Source organism: Streptomyces sp. JLSY215, from assembly GCF_059682825.1.
The window spans coordinates 90,012-110,823 of the sequence record NZ_CM185022.1; the positions used below are offsets into that span (position 1 = coordinate 90,012).

The 20,812-nt window shown below is 68.9% G+C and carries 20 protein-coding genes and 6 pseudogenes; 9 read left to right on the plus strand and 17 right to left on the minus strand.

Annotated features, from left to right (window positions below):
* Nucleotides 1–9: 9 nt before the first annotated feature.
* Both AC5677_RS00405 and AC5677_RS00410 read right to left on the minus strand, forming a co-directional pair.
* Nucleotides 10–837 (minus strand): zf-HC2 domain-containing protein, encoded by an 828-nt coding sequence (locus AC5677_RS00405; protein ID WP_497192964.1) that lies wholly within the window; start codon nucleotides 835–837, stop codon nucleotides 10–12.
* On the minus strand, nucleotides 834–1,385 hold the full coding sequence (locus AC5677_RS00410) for an RNA polymerase sigma factor (protein WP_497192965.1): 552 nt from the start codon (nucleotides 1,383–1,385) through the stop codon (nucleotides 834–836). The genes AC5677_RS00405 and AC5677_RS00410 overlap by 4 nt, the downstream gene beginning before the upstream one ends.
* A 222-nt stretch (nucleotides 1,386–1,607) precedes the next feature.
* Between AC5677_RS00410 and AC5677_RS00415 the strand changes: the two are divergent.
* Nucleotides 1,608–1,820: pseudogene (locus AC5677_RS00415) on the plus strand (hypothetical protein); the annotation flags it as partial.
* Here the strand turns inward: AC5677_RS00415 and AC5677_RS00420 are convergent.
* The 5 genes and pseudogenes from AC5677_RS00420 to AC5677_RS00440 form a co-directional block, all read right to left on the minus strand.
* Nucleotides 1,769–1,906 (minus strand): annotated as a pseudogene (locus tag AC5677_RS00420) (esterase); the annotation flags it as partial. The pseudogenes AC5677_RS00415 and AC5677_RS00420 sit on opposite strands and share 52 nt — an antisense overlap.
* Nucleotides 1,867–2,424 (minus strand): annotated as a pseudogene (locus AC5677_RS00425) (alpha/beta hydrolase fold domain-containing protein); the annotation flags it as partial. The pseudogenes AC5677_RS00420 and AC5677_RS00425, both read right to left, overlap by 40 nt.
* Entirely contained in the window at nucleotides 2,340–2,564 is a 225-nt protein-coding gene (locus AC5677_RS00430; RefSeq protein WP_497192966.1) for an endo alpha-1,4 polygalactosaminidase, read from the minus strand. The pseudogene AC5677_RS00425 and the gene AC5677_RS00430, both read right to left, overlap by 85 nt.
* Before the next feature lie 224 nt (nucleotides 2,565–2,788).
* Nucleotides 2,789–3,976, minus strand: coding sequence for a DUF1003 domain-containing protein (locus tag AC5677_RS00435; RefSeq protein WP_497192967.1), 1,188 nt, complete (start codon nucleotides 3,974–3,976; stop codon nucleotides 2,789–2,791).
* A gap of 34 nt (nucleotides 3,977–4,010) precedes the next feature.
* Nucleotides 4,011–4,354: pseudogene (locus tag AC5677_RS00440) on the minus strand (winged helix-turn-helix transcriptional regulator); the annotation flags it as partial.
* Between the two features lie 226 nt (nucleotides 4,355–4,580).
* Between AC5677_RS00440 and AC5677_RS00445 the strand changes: the two are divergent.
* A complete protein-coding gene (locus AC5677_RS00445; protein ID WP_497196939.1) occupies nucleotides 4,581–5,015 on the plus strand; it encodes a transposase in 435 nt (144 codons plus the stop codon).
* Nucleotides 5,016–5,023: 8 nt separating this feature from the next.
* Here AC5677_RS00445 and AC5677_RS00450 read toward each other — a convergent pair whose 3' ends face one another.
* The 7 genes and pseudogenes from AC5677_RS00450 to AC5677_RS00480 form a co-directional block, all read right to left on the minus strand.
* On the minus strand, nucleotides 5,024–5,725 hold the full coding sequence (locus AC5677_RS00450; RefSeq protein WP_497192968.1) for a bleomycin resistance protein: 702 nt from the start codon (nucleotides 5,723–5,725) through the stop codon (nucleotides 5,024–5,026).
* A gap of 622 nt (nucleotides 5,726–6,347) precedes the next feature.
* Nucleotides 6,348–6,737: a hypothetical protein gene (locus AC5677_RS00455; protein ID WP_497192969.1), complete on the minus strand. Its 390-nt coding sequence runs from the start codon at nucleotides 6,735–6,737 to the stop codon at nucleotides 6,348–6,350.
* Between the two features lie 736 nt (nucleotides 6,738–7,473).
* Nucleotides 7,474–8,118, minus strand: coding sequence for a LysE family translocator (locus tag AC5677_RS00460; RefSeq protein WP_497192970.1), 645 nt, complete (start codon nucleotides 8,116–8,118; stop codon nucleotides 7,474–7,476).
* 135 nt (nucleotides 8,119–8,253) lie between these two features.
* On the minus strand, nucleotides 8,254–8,391 hold the full coding sequence (locus AC5677_RS00465; protein WP_497192971.1) for a hypothetical protein: 138 nt from the start codon (nucleotides 8,389–8,391) through the stop codon (nucleotides 8,254–8,256).
* A 611-nt stretch (nucleotides 8,392–9,002) separates the two neighbouring features.
* Nucleotides 9,003–9,786: pseudogene (locus AC5677_RS00470) on the minus strand (IS3 family transposase); the annotation flags it as partial.
* 173 nt (nucleotides 9,787–9,959) lie between these two features.
* Nucleotides 9,960–10,862 (minus strand): aminoglycoside phosphotransferase family protein, encoded by a 903-nt coding sequence (locus tag AC5677_RS00475; protein WP_497192972.1) that lies wholly within the window; start codon nucleotides 10,860–10,862, stop codon nucleotides 9,960–9,962.
* Between the two features lie 54 nt (nucleotides 10,863–10,916).
* Complete coding sequence (locus AC5677_RS00480) at nucleotides 10,917–11,657, minus strand: class I SAM-dependent methyltransferase (RefSeq protein ID WP_497192973.1); 741 nt, start codon at nucleotides 11,655–11,657, stop codon at nucleotides 10,917–10,919.
* Between the two features lie 268 nt (nucleotides 11,658–11,925).
* Here AC5677_RS00480 and AC5677_RS00485 point away from each other — a divergent pair, with 268 nt between their 5' ends.
* A complete protein-coding gene (locus AC5677_RS00485; RefSeq protein WP_497192974.1) occupies nucleotides 11,926–12,651 on the plus strand; it encodes a nucleoside/nucleotide kinase family protein in 726 nt (241 codons plus the stop codon).
* A gap of 70 nt (nucleotides 12,652–12,721) precedes the next feature.
* On the opposite strand, the gene AC5677_RS00490 is transcribed toward AC5677_RS00485, so the two are convergent.
* Together AC5677_RS00490 and AC5677_RS00495 are read right to left on the minus strand one after the other, a co-directional pair.
* Complete coding sequence (locus AC5677_RS00490; RefSeq protein ID WP_497192975.1) at nucleotides 12,722–13,087, minus strand: helix-turn-helix domain-containing protein; 366 nt, start codon at nucleotides 13,085–13,087, stop codon at nucleotides 12,722–12,724.
* Between the two features lie 533 nt (nucleotides 13,088–13,620).
* Nucleotides 13,621–14,022 carry a peptidase inhibitor family I36 protein gene (locus tag AC5677_RS00495; RefSeq protein ID WP_497192976.1) on the minus strand — a complete coding sequence of 134 codons (402 nt, stop codon included), beginning with the start codon at nucleotides 14,020–14,022 and terminating at the stop codon, nucleotides 13,621–13,623.
* Nucleotides 14,023–14,174: 152 nt separating this feature from the next.
* On the opposite strand from AC5677_RS00495, the gene AC5677_RS00500 reads away from it, so the two are divergent.
* The 3 genes and pseudogenes from AC5677_RS00500 to AC5677_RS00510 all read left to right on the plus strand — a co-directional run.
* Nucleotides 14,175–15,302 (plus strand): helix-turn-helix domain-containing protein, encoded by a 1,128-nt coding sequence (locus tag AC5677_RS00500; protein ID WP_497192977.1) that lies wholly within the window; start codon nucleotides 14,175–14,177, stop codon nucleotides 15,300–15,302.
* A gap of 1,059 nt (nucleotides 15,303–16,361) precedes the next feature.
* A complete protein-coding gene (locus tag AC5677_RS00505; RefSeq protein WP_497192978.1) occupies nucleotides 16,362–16,589 on the plus strand; it encodes a hypothetical protein in 228 nt (75 codons plus the stop codon).
* Nucleotides 16,590–16,598: 9 nt separating this feature from the next.
* Nucleotides 16,599–17,153: pseudogene (locus AC5677_RS00510) on the plus strand (site-specific integrase); the annotation flags it as partial.
* Between the two features lie 83 nt (nucleotides 17,154–17,236).
* On the opposite strand, the gene AC5677_RS00515 reads toward AC5677_RS00510, so the two are convergent.
* Nucleotides 17,237–18,226: an alpha/beta fold hydrolase gene (locus tag AC5677_RS00515; RefSeq protein ID WP_497192979.1), complete on the minus strand. Its 990-nt coding sequence runs from the start codon at nucleotides 18,224–18,226 to the stop codon at nucleotides 17,237–17,239.
* A 179-nt stretch (nucleotides 18,227–18,405) separates the two neighbouring features.
* Between AC5677_RS00515 and AC5677_RS00520 the strand changes: the two genes are divergently transcribed.
* The 3 genes from AC5677_RS00520 to AC5677_RS00530 all read left to right on the plus strand — a co-directional run bounded on the left by AC5677_RS00520 (nucleotide 18,406) and on the right by AC5677_RS00530 (nucleotide 20,721).
* On the plus strand, nucleotides 18,406–18,981 hold the full coding sequence (locus tag AC5677_RS00520; protein ID WP_497192980.1) for a helix-turn-helix domain-containing protein: 576 nt from the start codon (nucleotides 18,406–18,408) through the stop codon (nucleotides 18,979–18,981).
* A gap of 34 nt (nucleotides 18,982–19,015) precedes the next feature.
* Nucleotides 19,016–20,035 carry a glycoside hydrolase 5 family protein gene (locus AC5677_RS00525; RefSeq protein ID WP_497192981.1) on the plus strand — a complete coding sequence of 340 codons (1,020 nt, stop codon included), beginning with the start codon at nucleotides 19,016–19,018 and terminating at the stop codon, nucleotides 20,033–20,035.
* Nucleotides 20,036–20,289: 254 nt separating this feature from the next.
* The gene (locus AC5677_RS00530) at nucleotides 20,290–20,721 is read left to right on the plus strand and encodes an Rrf2 family transcriptional regulator (RefSeq protein ID WP_497192982.1); all 432 of its coding nucleotides are present in this window, start codon (nucleotides 20,290–20,292) and stop codon (nucleotides 20,719–20,721) included.
* Nucleotides 20,722–20,812: the final 91 nt, after the last annotated feature.

Consider the following 20,812-nt stretch of genomic DNA (forward strand, 5'->3'; position numbering starts at 1 on the left):
TGTGGGTGTTCAGCGTTGGCGCGCGCGGGCCTCACGGGGGTGCAGATAGGCGTTGCGGCACAGGACGACGGCGACGCCCAGGACCGCGGTCGCGGCCGCCCATCCAGGAGTGGCGGACTGCTGCAAGTAGGACGGAACGGTCTTGCCGGCGATGGCGGGGACGACCACCACCGCGGCCCATCCGGTGCCCAGCGCGGTGGCGGCGCGCTGGATGCCCACCACGCTGCCCAGTGCCAGGCTCGCGCAGGTCAGTGTGAGGGCAGGCAACAGGACCAGCGCGGGTGCGCTGCCGGTGATCCAGCCGGCGGCCGCCAGGCCCGGGATCACGAGGGTCAGTACGGCCACGGTCCGCCGCAGGACCAGGCCGAGTCCCGTCCTCGGGGTCGTGGCGATCAGCTCATGGACCGGGTCGGAGTGCGGGCCCCAGCTCAACGCCACTCCCAGCAGCGGCATTGCCGGGGCCAGCAGCAGGAGGGTCGGGGAGTTGCGCGCGACGGCCGATGACAGGGCCAGGGCGCTGAGAACGACGAGGACGACCGCCGCGGTCCACGGTCCGAGCGCCGGGGCTGCCCATCGGGCCAGTCCGCTCCGTGCCCGTCGCCACCGTCGGCGGCGTACTGGCGACAGCGTCGCCGACAGGCGCTCGCGCACCTGCTCCATGAGCGCGGTGTCGGCCGGGCTGTGGGCGAGGGACACCTCCCTCAATTCGACCTGGCAGGCGGCGCACCGCTCCAGATGCGCCTCCAACGTCCACAGCGCCCCGGCGCTCCGACCAGCCTGGGCGCCGGGGTCCAGCACATAGCTCACCAGCAGCTCGCGGGGGACGTGCACAGTCATGACAGGGCCTTTCGCATGTCGAGGCGGGCACGGCGGGCACGGGTCTTGACGGTGCCCTCGGGAATCCGCAGCAGCTCGGAGGTCTCACGGACCGTCAGCCCGTCGAGCACCATCGCGGTCAGGACCTGGTGCAGCTCGGGGGCCAGCCGGTCCAGAGCCGCGCCCAGGTCGCCCCCTATCGCTGCATCCAGCACTTCGTGCTCGGCCGAAGGCGCCAGGCCCGGGGCGGCGGACACCGGCGGGAGGGTGCTGTGCCGGCCGCGCACCCGGAAGGCGTCCACCAGCCGACGGGCGGCGATCGTCCACAACCAGCCGCCGGCCTCCTCACCCCGCATGCTGTCGGCAAAGGATCCGGCCGCCCGCCACACCGCCAGATACGTCTCCTGCAGGACCTCGGCGACGATCTCGTCGTCCGCGCAACGCCTGCGCAGACGCGTCGTCAGCCACGGGGCGCTGCGCCGGTACAACTCGTCGAAGGCCGCGGTGTCTCCGCGGGAGATCCGCCTGACCAGCTGCGCCTCGGTCAACGAGGCCGGTGAACGTTTCACGTCCTGGTCTGACGGAGGGCGGAGGCTCCCGGTTTTCCCCGGAAACGCGATCTACGTCACATCATCGGATCGTGTCGCTTCGGGGCGGCGGTGAGAGATCCGAGGAGCCTGTCCCGGACGGGCTCCAGCGGCCCCACCAGAACGGCGGGAGTCGACTCCGTCGGATGGTCGAAGGCGACCGCGCGTCGGGGCTGGTCTACAGACACAGCCAGCCGGAAGAGGTCCGCGCTGATCGGTCCACGCACCCTGGACAACCTGCATGCGCAGTTCGCCGCGGACGCCGTACTCACCGCGGACGTGCTCGACGCAATCGACTCCGTCGTGGCTCCCGGCACCGACCTTGCCTCGCACGAGAAGGCGGCGCAGGCCTCGCCCTCGTCCCGGAGGACGTCGGCCTCGGGAGTGACGATGGTGAGGGCTGGGGCAGGCCGGTGAGCTGGTAGGCAGCGGTGCGCAGCGGGTCGGTAGTGATCTCGGCCCTGGTGCTGGTCGGTGGTGTACTGGTCCCAGAACCACCGCATGACGTCGCGGCGCAGGAAGTAGCGTCGGCGAACTGGTGGTAGGAGCCGGAGTCGAAGGCGGCGTCGGTCACCGGGCAGAGGAGAACCTGCTGGAGCAGTGGCAGTCCTCCGCGCTCCTTGGCCGTCAGGGTCAGAGCGGCGGTCATGTTGCCGCCCACCGAGTCACCGGCCACGGCGATCCAGGTCGCGTCCAGGTGGTGGGCGATGCCGTCGGTGACGTTCCATCGGGCGACCGCCCGGTTCTGGTCTACGGCCCCCGGGTAGCGGTCCTCGGGCGAGAGGTCGTACTCGGGGAAGACCACGGCGGCGTTCGCGCCGACGGCGAGCTTGCGGACCAGCCAGTCGTGGGTGCGGGCGCTGCCGAACACCGAGCCCGCGCCGTGGACTCCTCGTCCACGTACCACCTGTTCGTATCGCGCCGTGCCGGACCAGCTCAGCAGGTGCGGCGGCGGTGCGCGGCGTCCCCGGCCGGGACGACGTTCTGGTCGCGCAGGACCACCGACAGTCGCCTGCCCCACGACTTGCAGGCCGCGGCGAACCCGTCAGTCTTGTACTCGATGACGAAGACCCGGTCGTCGTACGCGTCGGTGTAGGCGTCGCACTCGTCGTACTGGCCGCATTCCTCGGCGACCGCATCGCCACGATGGCGCGGCTCCACGGCGAGGGCCGGTACGACCGGGCCACCAACGACGTGACCGCACTCCTCTCCCGCCCTCCGCTCGGATTCGACGCCTTCATCAGGCGCACCCCCGCCCTGACACCGTAGCCGCGAGGCCCAGGCGTCCTGCCGCTGAAGGGGAGCGGGCGAAAGTGTCAGGAATGGGCCCGCCATTGCCCGCTGAGGCCGATTCGACAGGAGCGCAGTGCTCTGCCACCCCGCGCTCAGGGCTGCGGCCGTCTCATCTCGCTGTTCATCGTGGCCCGGCTCGTCGCGAGGAGCTCCTGGGTCTGCCGCTCGATCTCCTCGGGGGCCAGGCCCATGGCGCGTCCCAAGTTCGTCGACCAGACCTCAGAACGCACACTGGCCTCGAAGTTGAGATCGGCGCGGATCGTGTCACGCGCGGCCTGACGGTTCTGGCTGACCATGACGAACGTCGACAGGAAGATCGCCTCAAGGCTGACGATCATGGTGAGCAGCCCGAAGGGAAAGGGGTCAAAAACCGCGGCCTGGCCGAAGAGCCCTTCATTGATCACGATCCAGCCGGTGAACCACACCATGTGGACGTACACAAAGACCATCGATCCCGCGAAAGCGGTGATCACGTCCGCAACGTGGTCCTGCACCCCGCGCCCCCGGGCGAAGAGCTCCTGCTCATGCAGGAGGCGGATGACGGGGCGAGGCGACGGACCACCCTCCGAGCTGCCATGATGGGGGGTCATGCCCTCATCCTGCACATGCAGCGGGCGGCCGCAAGGAACAACGGTCTCCTCGGCGCGTTGAGACCGGGGCGTGGGGCGGCTGCTGGGCCACGGGCCGCCCGGCTTCCTCACCGAGATCGGGGTGGCAGGCCGATGACCGCGGCGTCGGCGACCGCCGGGTGCTCGTACAGCACATCCTCGACCCCGCGGGGGGGTACACGTTGTACCCACCCGAAATGTCACGTCCTTCGTGCGTCCGACGATCCAGAAGTATCCGTCCTGGTCGACCCGGCCGAGGTCACCGGTGTGGAACCAACCGTCCCGGATCACGTTGGCGGTCTCCTCGGGGCGTTGCCAGTACCGCTTCATCACGTTGTGACCCCGGATCGCGATCTCGCCAGTTTCACCGTGCGGTACCTCCGTGCCGTCGTCGACCACCCGCATCTGGACGCCCCGGATCGGGGTGCCCACCGAGCCGGGCCTGGGCCCGGCCTGCAGGGTGTTGAACGAGGTGACAGGCGAGGTCTCCGAGAGCCCGTACCCTTCGAGCACGACACAGTCGAACGCGGCCTGGAAGTCGTGCAGCACCTGGACCGGCATCGCCGCGCCGCCGGCGAGACACAGACGCGGCCGGGAGACGTCGTAGGCGTCCGGACCGGGCTGCCTCAAGCCCCTGCTGTACACCGTCGGAACGCCGGCGAAGACGGTCACCCCGTGCCCGTCGAGGGTGCGGAGGGCGAGGGCGATCAGCAGGCGCCGTGGTTGGGGTGTAGCGGGCGCGCATGGCACGGCTGGCCGCGGGGCCGGCAGCAAACACGTAGGCGTGGCTGTCGTCGAGGCGGCGGCCGGTCTTGGCGTCGACGACCACGGGTTCGACTTCTTCGCCGCTGCCAGCATCGACGAGGATCATGCTGCGCTGCTCGGGGTGAGGCGGGAGTTGCCCCATGCGGCGAGCGTGATGATCACTGGGCGCAGGGAGCGGCTCAGGTCGGTCAGGACGTACTCGTGGCGGACCCGGGTGATCTGGTAGGGACGGCGTTCGAGCAGGCCGTGGGCGACGAGCGTTTTCAGGCGTGCGGTGAGCATGCTGCGGCACCTGGCACCAGATCTTCACCGCCCTCCAGGCCCGGGCGGATGCGAAGGACCTGATCACCTGGGACATCAACGTCGACTCCACGATCGTGCGAGCCCACCAGCACGCCGCCGGGGCACGTAAAAGGGGGACCTTCAAAAGGAGCAGCCCGGCGGTGTCGCCGTCGAGGCGGACGACCACGGACTCCGGCGCTCGCGCGGCGGGCTGACCACCAAGCTGCACCTGGGTGTCGAGCAGGGGCAGAAGCTCATGTCCCTCGTGCTCACCGCCGGGCAGCGCGGGGACTCCCCACAGTTCGAGGCCGTCCTGGGCCGCATCAGGGTGCCCCGCCTGCGGTCGGGCAGGCCGCGCACCCGACCGAGGCGGGTGCGCGCGGACAAGGCGTATGCCTCCCGCAAGAACCGCGCCTACCTGCGCCGACGTGGCATCCGCTGCACCATCCCGGACAAGGCCGACCAGGCCCGAAACCGCAAGAAGCGCGGCACGCGCGGCGGCCGTCCGCCGAAGTTCGACCCCGAGGACTACAAGGCGAGGCACGCGGTCGAGTGCGGCATCAATCGCCTCAAAAGGCACCGCGCCGTGGCCGCGAGGCACGACAAGCTCGCGGTCCGCTACGAGGCGACCGTCCTCGTAGCGGCCATCAATGAGTGGCTGTGACCAGCCCCTCAGCCCAGCAGTTGCGTGAGGCGCTCGAGGTCGTCGTGTACGGACTCCTCTTCCTCCGGGGTGAGGTGGACTGCGGTGGCCGCGGCGAGCGCGGACGTCGCGGTGTCTTTCTCGCCGAGGCGAGCGGCGACGTCCGCACGCAGCACGAGAAGACGAAGCAGTTGCACAGGCGTGGGCCGCTCGTCCTGAAGGCGCAGCGCCCGGTCGATGATCTTCGCGGCGCCCGCCGGGTCTTCCTTGGAGTCCGCAAGGAGGGATGCGTGGTGCAGGGCCCGGGCGAAGGCCTCCTTGGGGGCGGGCCGGTGGTGCTGGTCGTCGCTCGTCTGCTGCCCGATGCGGATGCAGTTGCCGCCCGGATCGGTCATGAGGAACTGCCGCACGCCGTGTGACGTGTTCTTCAGCGGCCCGATTCGTGGCAGACCGCGGTTCGGCACTCTCCCGTACTCCGCCTTCAGCCTGGCCCGAAAGATCTCATGCAGCGCGTCGACGTCATTGGTCTGGACGATGCACGTACTGAACGACTCGGCCGGCTCGTACTGTTTCATCCCGAAGAAGTGGAGCTGTATGCCGCCGCGCTGGACGGCCGCGTACGGATTGGGGCTCTTCTGCTGGAAGGTCACCTCGAACCCAAGGGTCGTATAGAAGTCGAGAACGGGCTGGATGGTCTGGCACGGCAGGATCGGAATGGTCTTCTCACCCATGCAGCCACTCTAGTCAAAGTTGAATAGAAGGCGGCGGGATATGCCGACGATCCGCTTAGAGACCCTCGGCGCGTCCGCAACACTGGCGGACGCACGGCCGCCGGTGCGCAACGGCCTGAAGTGCTGAGGCGCTCACGACGGCTTCATGGCAAGATCCACTTTCGACACACGCCCTAGTCGTACCAGGAACACGAAACCCCTGCTGCGGCGAACATTCGCCATCCCGGGCTCTCACGGTGAAGCCACTGGTCAGAGCCGGCGTGTGGTGTGACGGCGAACGGGTGGATTCCCCAACGTCGTCGGATGGCGGGTCTGACGGCCGGGCCGGGGCGGGCGTAGCGGCGGGACCGGCTTGAGCGCGTCGTAGAGTGCCGACGGTAGAACGCCGCATTGCGAGCTGTAGATCGTTCCTGCCAACGGGTTCTATTCTCTGCCGCCCGGGCGCTGTTCATGCAGGTCAGTGCCGGGCGGCGTCATGTCGGCGGTCAGACTATGACGTCCCGTCCGAAGGCATCCGGGCCCGCAATGGGCTCGCCTCGACCCGTATGGGGGGCGACTCCGAGGCACAGATGCTTTGGGACCGCCCACATGCGGTGTCGCTACTTCAGTCAGCGCGGTGTCGCTACTTCAGCCAGCCCTCGTCCCGCAGGGTCTGGACGGCCTTCTCCTCGGCGCGGTCCGCCGCAAGGTTCTGCTGGAGGTTGACGCCCTTGGGCCCGGCGGTGCAGTAGAACACATTGCCCTTGTACCAGCCCCCCTTCCCGATGCACGCGTCTCCGCTGTTCGTCGGGTACTTCGTCGGCGGGATAGACGCCTGCTCAGCGGCCATGGCCTGGTCATAGACAGCCTCGACCTTCCGCTTGAACTCGGGGTCCTTCCCCCGAGACTTGATGACAGCATGGGCGAGAGACGGGACCGCGTGTGCAGCGGCGCCGTACGCGCTCTGCGCAGCCATACCGATGTCTCCGGCCCGTGCGTCCCTCTCGGCGCCGTGCACCTGCCCCTGCGCCATAGCAGCGTCCTTTTTGGCGTGCTCCACCAACACCGCCCCCCCACTGCTGCTGCCAGTTCCTGCCGGCCAGCACATCGGCGATGACCTGGGCCCTGGCGCCCGCGCTGGTCGCTGGCCGCGCATGGCACCCCGCGGGGGCCGTCTGCCACTCCGCCTCACTGCACAGCGTCGGGAACGTAGGCGCCACACGCTGCGGCGCCACGCCGAGTGACAGAGGCAGGGCCATGGCCGGAGCCGCGGCCGACACCACCGCAGCCGCTCCCACGGCTACGGCGAGAAGCCGGAAACCCGTCGCACTACGCATAAGAAACCCTTCCGTCCAGCGCATCAGCTTCCCGGCCGGGGCAACAGCCAGTGCTCTCCGGCGCCCGCCCTGCAAGCGTGCGAAATGGCACCGGTTCCCGGCTCTGCCAGCGCTGTTCAACGTTGGTGACGGGTTGGAGATACGGCTATCCGACTAGCCCCGCGGGTCGGTTTTTCCGCCGATACCTGTACTCGCCCCTCGCCCGTAATGAAGCAGATTCCGTGGGAGTTCAGCGGTGGCAGCGGGCCGGCTCGGCCCGTGGCGGCTGACGGGGCCTGGTCTCTGCCGGTGCGCTCATGCCGGTGGGCTGCCCGATGGATCCGAACCAACCCGGCAGCTCCAGGAACTAGGCAGCTTCGCCAGCCTGCGTGAACGTGAGGCAAAACGGCCGTCGCCGGGGTCGACGACGGCTGCTCTGCCTGTGATCAGTCGCTAGTCGGCGCGGCCCGTCGCCGCCACCGTCACGCCCAGGCCGATCATTGCGAAGCCGCCCGCCCCGCCGACCATCGACAGGCGGCGGTCCGAGCGTGCGAACCAGGAACGGGCCGCCGAGGCGCCCAGGCCCCACAGGGTGTCGGTGATCATGCCAATGGTGACCGGGATCAGGCCCAACACCATCATCTGGAGGGGGACATGGCCCGCGGAGTGGTCTACGAACTGCGGCAGCACCGCCGCGAAGAAGACAATGCCCTTCGGGTTGGTGACGCCTACGAAAGAACCGTCCAGGATCGTGCGCAGGTCGCCGCGCCGCTCACCCGCCGGTGCCTCCATGTCCGCCGCGCGCATCTCCTTGCGGTGCCGGAACGCCTGCACGCCGAGGTAGACGAGATACGCCGCTCCCGCCAGCTTCACGCCCATGAACACCGCCGCCGAGGTCTCCACCAGCGCACCGAGGCCCCACGCCACGGCGATCACCAGGACGTAGGAACCGATCAGATTGCCGAGGACCGTCGCGAGCGCGGTGCGGCGGCCATGAGCGAGGGCCCTACCGATCACGAACAGCACACTCGGCCCCGGAATCACGATCACCAGTAGCGACATCGCCGCGAACGCGAGGATGCTCTCCGTGGACACCATCTGCCCGTCACCTCCTGGAATCTTGCCCTCGGGCCATACAAACAGATGGCGGCCGATCGGCTCTAGGCTCACCAACGCGGCTGATCACCCTCGTGTGCATGGGATCGCCGTATGTCCAGCGGGACGGCGCCCGACTTACCGGCGCGCCAGCGCCAGAGCGGTCGACACGAGGATCGCGAGGGCTGCGCAGGCCACCGTGAACGGGGCCTCCAGGGACGGATGGCGCCACGTCACGTAGATGACGACGCCCACGCCGAGAAGCCCCAGCAGCATGGAGCGGCTCCTGACGGACCAGAAGATGCCGGCCGTCCTCACCAGCCCGAACACCGCCATCCCGTGCCCGGTCTGCCGTCACGACAGAGTCGCTGGAGGCGAGGAGATGCGGGAGTTCCACCACGGCGCGCGCTTCGCTGCGTGTGGGCAGCGACAGACGTTCCTCGTCAATGTTGATCAGGCTGTCCACCAGTGCAAGAAGCCGTTCGTCTTGCCGTGCCACACCAGCCGCAGAGGGTTGCACCACCACCGAGGGTCCTCCCCGACGATCTCCTCGCAGCACATGCAGACGCCGCTGGGAGGAGCTCGGGACCGGGCGAGTGCCGCACCTCACGCCCAGGAACCTACGGTGTGGGCGTGTACGTCACGGACGTCTTCAGGCAACCGACTGCGAGCTGGTCCAGCTTGGCCTTCTCCTCGCGGTCCGCGGCAGTTTCCAGCGGAGCTTGGCCGCGACCCAGTCGGAGGCGTAGGTGCAGGTGTCGTTCTTGGCCGGCGGCATCCACTCGGCCGGGTCCCTGTCACCCTTGCTGCGGTTGGAGCCGAGGCTGACCGCGATCAGGCTGCGCTCGGCCTCGAGGTCGTTGGCGTAAGCCTCGCGGCGGTCGGGTAGTTGATGTTGTTCCGGACTCTGTCTCGTAGGCGATCGGGCTGCGTTGGCCGAGGCGGGAGTGACGGCGTCGGGTGTTGTAGCGGTGCAGCCGGTGGAACGTGTCGAGGCGGGCCTCGCGCTCGCTGGACCAGCTCTTTCGGCCCTGGAGCGTTTCGCGTTTGAACGTGGCGTTGAAGGACTCGGCGAGTGCGTTGTCTGCGCTGGAGCCGATCGCGCTCATGGACTGGCGGACGCCGGCTCTGCGGCAGGCGTCGGCGAACGCCCGGCTGGTGTACTGGGCGCCGTGGTCGGTATGCATGACCGCCCCGGAGAGGCTGCCGCGGGGTCCGTTCGGCGGCGGTGAGCGCGTCGGTGACGAGGTCGGTGCGCATGCGATCCTCGATCGCCCATCCGGCCAGGCAGCGCGAGGCGAGGTCGATGACGGTGGCCAGGTAGAGGAACTTCCCGCCGTCCAGCGGGAGATAGGTGATGTCGCCGACGTACTTCGTGTTCGGTTCGGTCGCGGTGAAGTCCCGGCCGATCAGGTCCGGGGCCTTCGCCGCGGCCGGGTCCGGGGTCGTGGTGCGGTGCCTGCGGCGCAGGCGCACGCCCGCCAGGCCGATGCTCCGCATCACGCGCGCGATCCGCTTGTGATTGACACGCTCGCCCTCCTCGCGGAGTTCGGCGGTGATCCTGGGGACGCCGTAGGTGCCGTCCGATTCCCAGTGCACGACCCGTATCCGGGTGGCGAGCTGGGCGTCGGACGCCTGCCGGGCGGCCCGGTCCGCAGCCGTCCGGCGCCAGTAGACTGACACAGGCCACCTCACCGTCGGCTCACGTCAGTGGCTGGGGAATTACGTGAACTTCTGCCTGGGGAATTTCGCGATCGTCCACAGCCGCCGACCGGCGGGGACGGGACACTGAGGTTGCGGCAGCTCCGGCAGCGGGTATCGGATGAGGCTCGGTCGCTCCGTGCCTACCTCAAACCGCCTCTCAGAACACGATCGAGTGCTGCCCGGCCTGCGGGTCCCCACGTCGGCTTGCCGCCAGGAAGGCCCCGGTTGCCGTTCTGGCCCATGAGCATGAGGAACAGGCTCTTCAGGGCGGCCAGCCCACGGGCGCGCCGGATCGTCCCCTCATCTGCCTGCGCGTATGCGTCGAAGAAGGGTGAGGCGGCGTCGGCGGGAAGGAGGACCCATGCGGCCGCGAGGTCCCACGCCGGATCGCCGGCGAACATGTCACCGAAGTCGATCACGCCCGAGAGCGTCCCGTCCGAGACGACGACGTTCGCGGGATGAAGATCGCCGTGCACCCAGAGCGGCGGGCCCTCCCACTCGGGCGCCGCGACGGCGTCGTCCCAGACGGCCCGGACATCGTCGGCGAGGTCGCCGGGGACGACGGCGTGGAAGAAGTGGTCGAATCCGTCCGTGCACTTCTTGGGGTGGTCGCCGCGGTCCTCACTGATCGGCGCGTCTTCGGGCGCCTCCACGTGGAGTGCCTTGAGGAAGCCCGCCAGAGTGTCGGCCGCGTGGTCGCCGCGGCTGATGGAGGTGTAGTCCAGTGGCTCGCCGGGGACCCACGTCATGATGGTCCAGGGCTTCGGGAAGCGCGCAGACGGTTCACCAATCCGTAAGGGGTTGGGGACCGGAAGCGGCAGGCGCGGGGCCAGGACGGGCAGCCAGCGGCACTCCTTGCGCAGGAGGTCCGGGGCACCTTCTGTACGCGGCATGCGCACAGCCAGGTCGTCCCCAAGGCGCCACATTTGGTTGCCCCACCCACCCGCTACTTCGCGGATGGCCAGTCCTGCGAGGTCCGGATGCTGCTCCTGCAGCAGGTCATGGACCAGGTCCGCGGTGATCTCGATATCGGAGTCGGTCATGCGAAGCCACACTACTGGGGCAGGATTCTGGCTTCGCTCGTGATCCGCGACTGGCTAGCTGCCTGAGCCGGTGGCCGACAGCGGTACCTCGACGACGAAGAACAGGAAGTTGGGGTTGGTCGACAGGTCCTGGAAACCGTCCGGGAACAGTTCGCGGGCGGCCGGATCGGGCTGCGGCTCGCTGATGACGCAAAGACGGAAGCCGGCGCCGGCGAAGGCATCGGTCATCGCGTGCAACGGCCTGCGCCACAACTCCATCGGGACGGAATGCCCGTTGAGAGTCCAGCCGAAGGTATAGCTGGTGGTGGCGTGGTAGTCGGGTCGGGGATCCCGATGCGCATAGGCCGTGAAAGGGTGGCTCACCGACGCGATCAGCCGGCCGCCGGGCCGGAGTACCCGCCGCAACTCGGCCAGCGTCGGCCCCCAGTCCTCCAGGTAGTGCAGCACCAGCGACGCGGCCACGTCGTCGAACGTCCCGTCGTCGAATGGCAGAGGGTCGCGTAGGTCGACCACGTGGAGGGCTACATCGTCGCCGAGCCGCCGCCTCGCCAGCGCCAGCATTCCGGCGCTGGCGTCGATGCCGGTGACGACGGCACCGCGGTCGCGTAGTGCAGCGGACAGGGGGCCTGAGCCGCAGCCGGCGTCCAGGATCCGACGGTCAGTCACGTCTCCGGCCAGGGCCAACATTGCGGGCCGCTCGTAGTACGCGTTTACGAGGCTGTTCTCGTTCTCCGCTGAGTACGTTGCGGCGAAGCTGTCGTAGTCGTTCGCCTGGTCCCGATCTGCAGACTGCATCGTCGCAGCCTAGTAGTCACATGATCCGACGGTGTCCCGTCTCATTGGATCTTGCTTTCGCGGGGCTTTCTGACCAGCGGGGATGTATTTTGACGTGAGAGGGGAACACACCTGTGTCTCATCTCATCGTGCCCGCGCCAAGCAGATGCCGACGGCTGTCTCACTTCGTCGTGTCTGCCGGCCTGGAAGGATGGCCGTGGAGGGGCGGCGCTCTGAGTGCTGATGGGTGATCTTCCTGGCCGTTGAACCAGCCGATAGGTTCATCTCCATGCGATCACCACAGGCGGACGTGCATCATTCGGCTTCGTCCTGGCGGCAGCCCTCTCCTCCGGCGGCCTCCGTCGAGCGCAGCATGCTGGTTGAACAGGTCGCCAAGCGCATCCTGGCTCTCGGCCAGGGCCGCCTGCTCGTGGGGATCGACGGTTTCACCGCTGCTGGGAAGACGAGCTTCGGACATGAACTGGCTGAGTGGATCAGTGCTGCGGGACGGCCGGTGCTCCGGGCGACTCTCGACGACTTCAAGAAGCCGTGGAGGGACCAGCATCTCTATGACCGGGAGTCTGGTGAGGGGTACTACCGCAACGCGTACGACTATGAGGCGGTCAAGCGCCTGCTGCTGGATCCCTGCCGGTCATCGGGAGCGACAGCCTGTGTGCTGTGCAGCATCGACCCGCTGACCCAACGAGATCACTCATCCGAGGTGACGCCGCTCGGGGCGGACGCGGTTCTGATCGTGGATGGTGTCTTCGCCTTCCGCCCCGAGATCAATGAGTACTGGGACTTCCGTGTCTGGTTGCAGGTGGATGCGGAACTGTCCGTTCAGCGGGGCGCCGAGCGCGACCAGGACTGGGCCGGAACTGAAGCGGAGTCGCTCCACCGCAACAGGTATTTGGTCGCCGAGCGTATCTATCTTCAGGAAGTCGACCCGTTGCCGCTGATGGACGTTGTCATCGACAACTCGGTGTTCGCGCGTCCGCAGGTCGTGACACCGTGACGTCGGCATGGTGCCGGGCTGGTGGGCGAGTCAGCGAAAGTCACGCGGCGTGTTGGCTGTCTTGCGGTCGTCAGTTCGCTGCTTTGGGTGTGATGTAGCGGTAGATGGTGGCGGGTGCGGCTTTGAAGGTGCGGGCGATCTTCGGGACTGGGGTGCCGGCGTCGTAGAGCTGTTGTGCCTGTTCGACCTGCTCGGGGGTGAGTCGCGGCGGCCGTCCGCCGGTCTTGCCGCGGGCGCGGGCGGCGGCCAGGCCGTCGTTGGCGGCGAGTACGAACTCGCGGTGCAGGGTGGCGAAGGCGGACATCATGCCGAAGAAGCCGCGTCCTTCGAGGGTGTTGCTGTCGATGTTCTGCTCGACGGCCTGGAGCCGGATGCCGCGGTCTCGTAGTTCGGTGCCCATGATGATGAGGTTCTGGACGGAGACTGGACGTCCCACCCAGCAGCGCGGCGGTGCTACTTCTCGTTCGTGCTCGCCAGCTCCCGGCGCAGAGTGTCCAGCGTGCGGCCGTCGGGCAGTTGCCACAGCGTCCAGCCGTTGATGACGTGGCCGGTCACGGCTTCCGCCACTTTGGAGGGCGAGGGCCGGGCCCCTATCAGCAGCAGCCGAGCGCGCCCGGTCCGTACCCGGCGCCTCCACCCACGCAGCCGCCGGGTCGGTAACGCCTTGTCGTAGCGATAGGGCTGTAACCGAACCCAGCAGCCCGCACACCGCGGTACGCCTCAGGGGCCCGGACGATCGTCCGGGCCCTTCGCCTTGCCCGGGTAGGTGCGCCGTGGTGCAGAACGACCGAGCCCTGGCGGACGGACGCCATCGGTCTGGGCCGGCCGCGGCGGCCCTGGCCCTGCTCGAGTTGGCCGAGGCCGTCCGGGGAGAGCGAGACGTCCATGTAGAAGCCCCACCCCGAGATCCCCGGCGCTTCATCGCGGCGCCGGGGATCTCGGGGTGGGCAGCCCCGGCAGCGGCGTCAATCAGCGAAAGATGCGAATGGATGAGATCTTGTTTCGGGCGTTACCGAGATCGCTGCTTGCCGATCGTGCGCCAGCAGTAACCGAAGTGCCGGTGCAGTTCGACCCGTAGTAGAGCACAGCGCGGTGATAGGTGTTGTTGATGTACGACTCTGCCCTGTTGTCGAATCCCCACGCAGGGCCAAGGTTTTGACAGCCGTAAGCACGGAACTTCAGCAGCCTTCCTTCGAACCCCTTTGTGTCGAACAGGCAGAGAGCTGGTGACGACGGATGCGGGAACGAGCGCGGGCACTCGCTTGCCGCAGCGGACGCGGTGGGTGCCGTTGCCATTCCCCCGGCGAGGAGAGCAACGGCCCCTCCTACGGACACCGCCGCCTGTGCCAGGCGCTTACGAATGTTGCTCACAGTTCTTCCTTCCTTCTGGCCGATCTCCGACGCCCGATTGGCGGCCGGATGGCTCGGTGATCGAAGCTTGGCCCGGCGCTTGATGACCTGCACCACTCTGGCGGGCCGGTCATCAACCGGTCATCAAGCCCGATGAGGGATGGAGGCGTTGGATGGCGAGTAGGCAGGGGCGGGCGGAGCGTCCGATCAACCCCGACGACGGCCCCGTAGAGGCCTTCGCCGTGCGACTGAGGCAGCTACGGAAGGAATGCGGAGGGCCCACCTATCAGGAGATGGCGAGGCACGCGGGGTACTCATCCACGACTCTGTCCGGCGCCGCGAACGGACAGGCGATGCCATCTCTGCAAGTCACGCTGGCGTACGTGCGTGCCTGTCTGAAGTGCGCGAAGGCCGGCAGCGACCGGTGGGAAGCAGCCGTCCAAGCGTGGACGTCGCGCTGGCAGGAGCTTGAAGCCCAACTCAACCCGGCGTCGCTCGCGGACAGCAGCACCACTCAGCAAGGCGACGTGCTCACGTCAGCCCCAGCAGGTCGCGTAGGGGCGCCTGACAGCGCCCATGAGGGAGAGCAGCCGACTGCTTCTCCGACCAATGCAGCTGCTGCACCGCTTGAGGAGAGCGACTCACAGGGCTTACAGAACGCCCCCACACCCCGCCACCTCAATGTGCTTCGTCGGCGTGGTGGCCAGGCAATCGCTGCCGTCGTCGCATTGATCTTGCTGGGCCTTGCTGTACTGATCGCGAAGAGTATCGCCCGACCCGGAACTGCAGAGGCGGGATCCGGTCTTCCAGAGCAGTACCCCGGCAGCCGGCACCCGAGCGTCGGCTCACCTTCTGTCCATGGGAAGGACGATGTCGACCAGGTTCAGGTCGACCCACTCGGACCGGAAAGCCGATGCGGTCCTGCCCGCTCCGGAGATGCTGGAGTGTTGCTGCGAGGCTGTCTGTGGGTTGAAGACGAGAGAGTGCTCTTCGCCCTCAAGATCAGCAATCCCGGCGAGGAGGCTGCCGAGGTCACGGCGAAGCTCAGCTACGTTCAGGCTAGCCAGTACCACTCCTGTCAATCGGCCGGCGGGCTGTGGCACGGCGCCATTCCGGCCGGCGGCAGCCACGTGACCAAGCCGACAGATTGTGTCGTCCAGCGTACGCACGCTGCCTATCAGGCGGACGGACTTCTTGCCCCCGGCGACTCGCAGAACTGGACCACGCACCAGCTCTCCCCGAACGCACATGTGTATCCGGACCGGGTCCTCTGGCGTTGCAAGGGTGACGTGCCCTGCTGAGCAAGGGCTCCTTGCCCAGGAGTTCAACCTGAAACGGCCTCGTAGAGCGGCCGCCATGGCCTACCCCCCGGCGGCCTGGCGGATACGGCGGGCCTGGAGACCCGGGTTTGCGCCGCAGCCTCCCGCTCGCGGCTCAACTTCTTCCGCCCCTGTGGCCGCCGATCCGCCCGAACCTCGAAGTCCATCGCATCCCCTGAGCTGGGGTGTTGCGACGACCGCTAGAACTCAAGGATCGTCCGGGCCCTTCGCCTCGCCCGGGTAGGTGCGCCGTGGTGCAGAACGAGAGCCCTGACGGACGGACGCCATCGGACTGGGCCCGGCCGCAGTGGCCCATACTGGGCAGCCCCAGCCGGGAATTTCACTGGTCATGCGGTCGCATGTCTGGACGCCGGACGTGTACGCGCGTGCACCCGCGGGGACTTGCACAGCTTCCGACTGGAGCGGGGGACCTTCGATGCGCAGCGGTCGGCCGGAAGTGCGCGACTGTACGCCGGGGTAGCACTGTCGGACGGACAGCAGCTGCGCGTCCCCGTCACCGCCGGCGGCCTCGCCGTCCGACCGCACACCGCGACGCGCCATCAGGGGGCCGGACGACCGTCCGGCCCCTCGCCGTGCGCGGACAGCGAGCCGAACTGGCTGGTCATGCCGGTTGCACAGTTTGCCCCGGAGCCTGTAAGAGCGCGCGGGAGGGGGACTTGCGCGGCTTGGGCGTCGGCGGTGTACGGCTGGCGGGCGTAGCGGCGCGGCCGGGCTGGTTCAAGTCCTCGCGAAAATACGGTTCATAGCGGCAGCGTGCGCCGCTTCAAGAGCCTGGTCCGCAAAACCGCAGGTCAGAAGCAGTGAATGGGAACGGTGCACAGCCCATGCTTTTGGGGCATCGCAGCGGCGTCATCAAAATTCGCGAGAAGTCGAATCGGTCGCTGATGCGGTGCAGTCTCCTCCCTGTCCGGGGGCGCCACCGGACGGCAGCAGGGATTTGCTGGGCTAACCCTCCGCCAGTCCAACGTCAGCTGCACCCGATCACCACGTGCTTCAGGCACACACAAGACAGGAACAGTCATGTCCGCAACAGCTTCGAACGGTGCCGCCACTCAGCAGCAGGACACCGTGCCGGCCCGCACCTTCTGGTCGATGGTGATCCTCATCCTGGTGCTGCTGGGGCTCCTCGGCGTGGGCGTCGTCCTCTACCTGACGTGGCGCCACCCGTCCCTGGAGGCCCCGTTCACGGTGGCCTGCGCGGCCCTCGCGATCCTCGTGTCGACCGCTCTGGCGCTGGCGCGCCGGTAAGTCGGGCGCCGTCCCGCTCACGAGACGTGCGCCCGCTCGGAGGAGGTTCTGGACGTCAACATCGAGGACCTGGACCTGGCCGGCCGCCGCTGCCCGGTGAAGGCCAAGGGCGCGCAGCCGAAGGTGCGTCGCCGCGGCGCCGCCCGCGTCGACTTCGTGCTGGACGGTGTTCTGGGACGCTGGCGCCGCCCGGCTCCTGCCCCGTCTGCTCAAGGGCCGCACGCGCGGGCCGGTCTTCGTCACCCACCGCCGCCCCGGCCCCGGCAAGGTGCTCTCCGCCCAGGACGTCTGCCCCGACACTGGCCTGGCCCGCCTGTCCTACGGCCAGGCCCGCGCGAGGCTCGACCAGCACACCGCGCCGGCCGGGCCGGGCACCGGCTGGGACCTGCACGAGTGGCGGCACTCTTCACTGACCCACCTCGGGGAGCAGGGTGCGTCCCTGCTGATGCTGATGGCCAAGTCGAGGCACAAGAAGGCGGAGAACGTCCGACGGTACTTCAAGCCGTCGGCGGAGACATCGCCGAGGTGACCAGCCTGCTCGCGCCGGGGGACGCGCGGCGCTGAGCGGGCATGAGGTTCGGGCGCTGCCCTCGGGTGTGCCGACCGGGGTTCTCTTGCGACGGAGGCCGGCCGGCACACCCGCCGATTCAGCCCTGGAGGGAGGCGAGCCAGGCGGTCAGCAGGCGGTTGACCTCCTCGGGACGTTCCTGCTGAATCCAGTGCCCGCAGCCGTCCAGGATGTGGGTGGAGGCCAGGGCGGGGAGGGTGGCCGGGTAGGCGTCGATCGCGTCGGCCATCCAGGTGGTGGAAGCGTCCAGGGCACCGCCGATGAACAGGGACGGCTGCTTGATCGGGGCTCCGCCGTACGGGGCGAGGTCCTCCCAGTCGCGGTCCATGTTGCGGTAGCGGTTGAGGGCCCCGGTCATGCCGGTGCGCTCGAACTCCCCGGCGTACACGTCGAGGTCGTCCTCGGTCAGCCAGGCGGGCAGCTTGCCGCCGGGGAAGCGGTCGCGCAGCCGGCCGCCGGTGCGGGCCACAAAGTGCGGGTCGGGCTCGCCCTGGGCGGGCATGGTGTCGGCGGACATGGCCGCGTAGAAGCCCGCGAGCCAGCCCCGGAGGTCGGGCTCCATCTCTGCTTCGGCCCGGCCGGGCTCCTGGAAGTACGAGACGTAGAACTCCTGGTCGCCGCCCATCTGCGCGAAGACGTCGGTGGGGCGGGGGCCGCCGGGCGGCGCGTAGGGGACGCTCAGGAGTCCGACGGCGCGGAAGACCTCGGGGTGGAGCAGGGCGGAGGCCGCCGCGATGCTGGAGCCCCAGTCGTGCCCGACGACCACCGCCCTCTCCTCGCCCAGGGCGCGCACCAGGGCGACGTTGTCCTCCACTAGGTCGAGCATCCGGTAGGCGTCCGTCGCGGTCGGCTTGGAGGAGCGGCCGTAGCCGCGCACGTCGAGCGCCACGGCCCGGTACCCCGCCGCCGCGAGGGCCGGGAGTTGGCGGCGCCAGGAGTACCAGGACTCGGGGAAGCCGTGGACGAGCAGGACCAGCGGTCCGGTGCCCTGCTCGACCAGGTGCAGGCGCCCGGCGGGCGCCTCGATGGTGCGGTGGCGCAGGTCGGCGGACGGCGCGGGCTGGTGCATCGCTTCTCCTCGGTTCACGGGCGGCCGCGGTTACCCACCGATCATGCGGTGCGGCGGCCGCGCGACGCGAACACCCTTGCCATCGTGGCAAACTGGCAGGACAGGGCGGTGGAGGCGGCACGGCCGGAGGGAGCGGGGCGACGCTGACGGACGACGGCATAGCCGACACGCTGGCGGCCATGGGCCCCCGGCTGCGGACCGCGCGCGAGCAGCACGGCGCCACACTCACCGGCGTCAGCCGCGCGACCGGCATCTCGCTGAGCACGCTGTCGCGGATCGAGACCGGCCGGCGCAAGCCGACCCTGGAGGTGCTGCTGCAGCTCGCGAAGGCGTACGACGTCTCCCTGGACGAGCTGGCCGGCACCGCACCCGCCGCGGCGGCCGGACCGCGCACCCCGGTGCCGCAGCGTTCCGGCAACGACAAGGCGGTGCTACCGCTGACCCGGTACGTCGGGGGCCTGCACGCCCACAAGCACGTCCTGCCTGCCGTGGCCGCGCCGGCGGCGCGGCCACGGCAGGTCTCCCACGACGGGTACGAATGGCTGTGCGTCCTGTACGGGCGGCTGTGGCTGGCGCTCGGCGAGCAGGACCTCGTCCTGAGCGCCGGGGACGTGGCCGAGTTCGACACCCGCACCGCCCACGGAGTCGCGAACGCCGGACACGGCGGACCGGTCGAATACCTGATCATGTTCGGGCCGCAGGGAGAGCGCCTACGACCGCGCACCCCACCGGCCGATCATGTGCGGAGCGGATGACCGTAATCGCTGCGGTGGCGGTGCCGAGGAACGCATGGCCGCGTCTGCCGTAACGGGCGGCAACGGCCCAGGCGCGAACCCAAGCACCGCCCTGCCCCGCAACATCGGCCTGTTCGCCGAGCGTTACGGGCTCTCGCGCCGGCGTTGGCTGCGTGAGGGCCTTGTGCCGGAGCTGTCGGCGTGGGGTTTCAACACGCTCGGGTGGAGCTCGGAGTACGTCAGTGGCAGCGGGCTTTCGGCCACGCACGACGTGGTCGACCTCGGCCACTCGGACGGACTGCCCGACGACGATGCGGCCGGGGCCGGCCTGCCCTACACGCGGTCTTTGCGCGTGGCCGAGATCGAGCACTGGAACGGTCACCCGGCCTACCGCGACCCTCGGTCCGAGGCGTTCGCGCAGTGGTGCGACCACCTTGCCCGAACCCGGTGCCGACCGGAGGATCCGAACCTGATCGGCTACTTCCTCGTCGACGCACCGGCGTGGGATCGGCACCCGGCCGGTACCGGCTTCTCGCCCAGCGAGCTCGGGGAGATCGCGGAGGCCTACTACCGGGTCTCGGCCGAGGCCATCCGCCGTCACGACCCGAACCACTTGATCCTCGGCGACCGCTACGGGACGCGGGCCGGGATCCCGGAACCGGTGCTGGATGCGGCCGCGGCCCAGGTGGACGTGCTGAGCCTGCAGAGTTTCCCGGCCGTCGACCAGGCGGCGATCGACGCGGTCGCCGACCGGTTCGACGCGTGGCATGAGCGCACGGGGCTGCCGATCCTTGTGGCGGATACGGGCAACTGGTGTCCGACGGTCATGAGCCCTTCGCGTACCGGCTCGGCGCGCGACCAGGCCGAGCGCGGCGAGGGCTACCGCATGATCGCTGACACGTTGGCAGCCCGACCGTGGTGCCTGGGCTGGCACTGGTGCAGCTGGCTGGAGAACCCACACCGCGGCTTCGGGCTCAAAGACCCCTGGGACGAGCCGTATACCGACCTGGTGAGCGTCGCCCAGGAGACCAACCGGCGCTGGAGGGCCACGTTCGCATCCGCGCCGCCCGCATGATCCGGCGCCGGGCCCGGGGCGACAGGCCCAGCGGGGCGCCGACGTTCGGCCATGCCCGCCGCTCGGCCCTGCTCGGTTCCCGCCGTGCCGGGGCGGACGAGAGCGTCACTGTCGGCTGGCGGTAGCGGAAGTCCTCGTTGCCTGTCGGAGCCTCTTGCGCGGTGGCCGTCGAGTCAGGCGTCGATCTCCCGATGAGCTTGCCGCAAGCTGTCGTAACCGTTACAGTTACGACATGACTGGAGGTGAGGAGCGAGATGAGCGCCAACAGTAGATTGACCGTTGCCGCGCACGCCCTGACCTGGATCGGGCTGTATCAGCGCCGCGGCCACGAGGTGGCCACGTCCGAGCAGATTGCCGCGAGCGTCAACACTAATCCCGTGGTGATCCGCCGCCTGTTGGCCCAGCTGCGCAAGGCGGGCCTGACCGACTCGCGAAGGGGGGCCGGTGCCGGCTGGACGCTGTCGCGAGATCTGTCTGCGATCACCCTGCTTGACGTCTACGAGGCGGTGGAGCCCGGGCCGATCTTCGCCCTGCACCGTTCCGCACCCGATCCCGAGTGCGTCGTGGGGCACGGCATAGCGCCGGCGATGACCGTCGTCTACGACGGGATCGAGGCCATCCTCCGCAAGGAGTTGGCGGGGACCACGCTTGAGGACGTGCTGCAAGACGTGCTGAAAGCCACCTAGTTTCGACCGTCGGCCCTCCGTGGGTGCGGGAGGGCGTTTTTTTGCGCCCCTAAAAGCAACAAAAGTAGTTACGTCAAGGATCTGGAGAATG

What these genes read in the sequence shown, in the direction of transcription:
- AC5677_RS00405 (WP_497192964.1), bottom strand. Translation starts at nt 837, where the DNA reads ATGACTGTGCACGTCCCCCGCGAGCTGCTGGTGAGCTATGTGCTGGAC.
- AC5677_RS00450 (WP_497192968.1), bottom strand. Translation starts at nt 5,725, where the DNA reads ATGGGTGAGAAGACCATTCCGATCCTGCCGTGCCAGACCATCCAGCCC.
- AC5677_RS00455 (WP_497192969.1), bottom strand. Translation starts at nt 6,737, where the DNA reads ATGGCGCAGGGGCAGGTGCACGGCGCCGAGAGGGACGCACGGGCCGGA.
- AC5677_RS00460 (WP_497192970.1), bottom strand. Translation starts at nt 8,118, where the DNA reads ATGGTGTCCACGGAGAGCATCCTCGCGTTCGCGGCGATGTCGCTACTG.
- AC5677_RS00465 (WP_497192971.1), bottom strand. Translation starts at nt 8,391, where the DNA reads ATGCTGCTGGGGCTTCTCGGCGTGGGCGTCGTCATCTACGTGACGTGG.
- AC5677_RS00475 (WP_497192972.1), bottom strand. Translation starts at nt 10,862, where the DNA reads ATGACCGACTCCGATATCGAGATCACCGCGGACCTGGTCCATGACCTG.
- AC5677_RS00480 (WP_497192973.1), bottom strand. Translation starts at nt 11,657, where the DNA reads ATGCAGTCTGCAGATCGGGACCAGGCGAACGACTACGACAGCTTCGCC.
- AC5677_RS00485 (WP_497192974.1), top strand. Translation starts at nt 11,926, where the DNA reads ATGCGATCACCACAGGCGGACGTGCATCATTCGGCTTCGTCCTGGCGG.
- AC5677_RS00500 (WP_497192977.1), top strand. Translation starts at nt 14,175, where the DNA reads ATGGCGAGTAGGCAGGGGCGGGCGGAGCGTCCGATCAACCCCGACGAC.
- AC5677_RS00505 (WP_497192978.1), top strand. Translation starts at nt 16,362, where the DNA reads ATGTCCGCAACAGCTTCGAACGGTGCCGCCACTCAGCAGCAGGACACC.
- AC5677_RS00515 (WP_497192979.1), bottom strand. Translation starts at nt 18,226, where the DNA reads ATGCACCAGCCCGCGCCGTCCGCCGACCTGCGCCACCGCACCATCGAG.
- AC5677_RS00520 (WP_497192980.1), top strand. Translation starts at nt 18,406, where the DNA reads ATGGGCCCCCGGCTGCGGACCGCGCGCGAGCAGCACGGCGCCACACTC.
- AC5677_RS00525 (WP_497192981.1), top strand. Translation starts at nt 19,016, where the DNA reads ATGGCCGCGTCTGCCGTAACGGGCGGCAACGGCCCAGGCGCGAACCCA.
- AC5677_RS00530 (WP_497192982.1), top strand. Translation starts at nt 20,290, where the DNA reads ATGAGCGCCAACAGTAGATTGACCGTTGCCGCGCACGCCCTGACCTGG.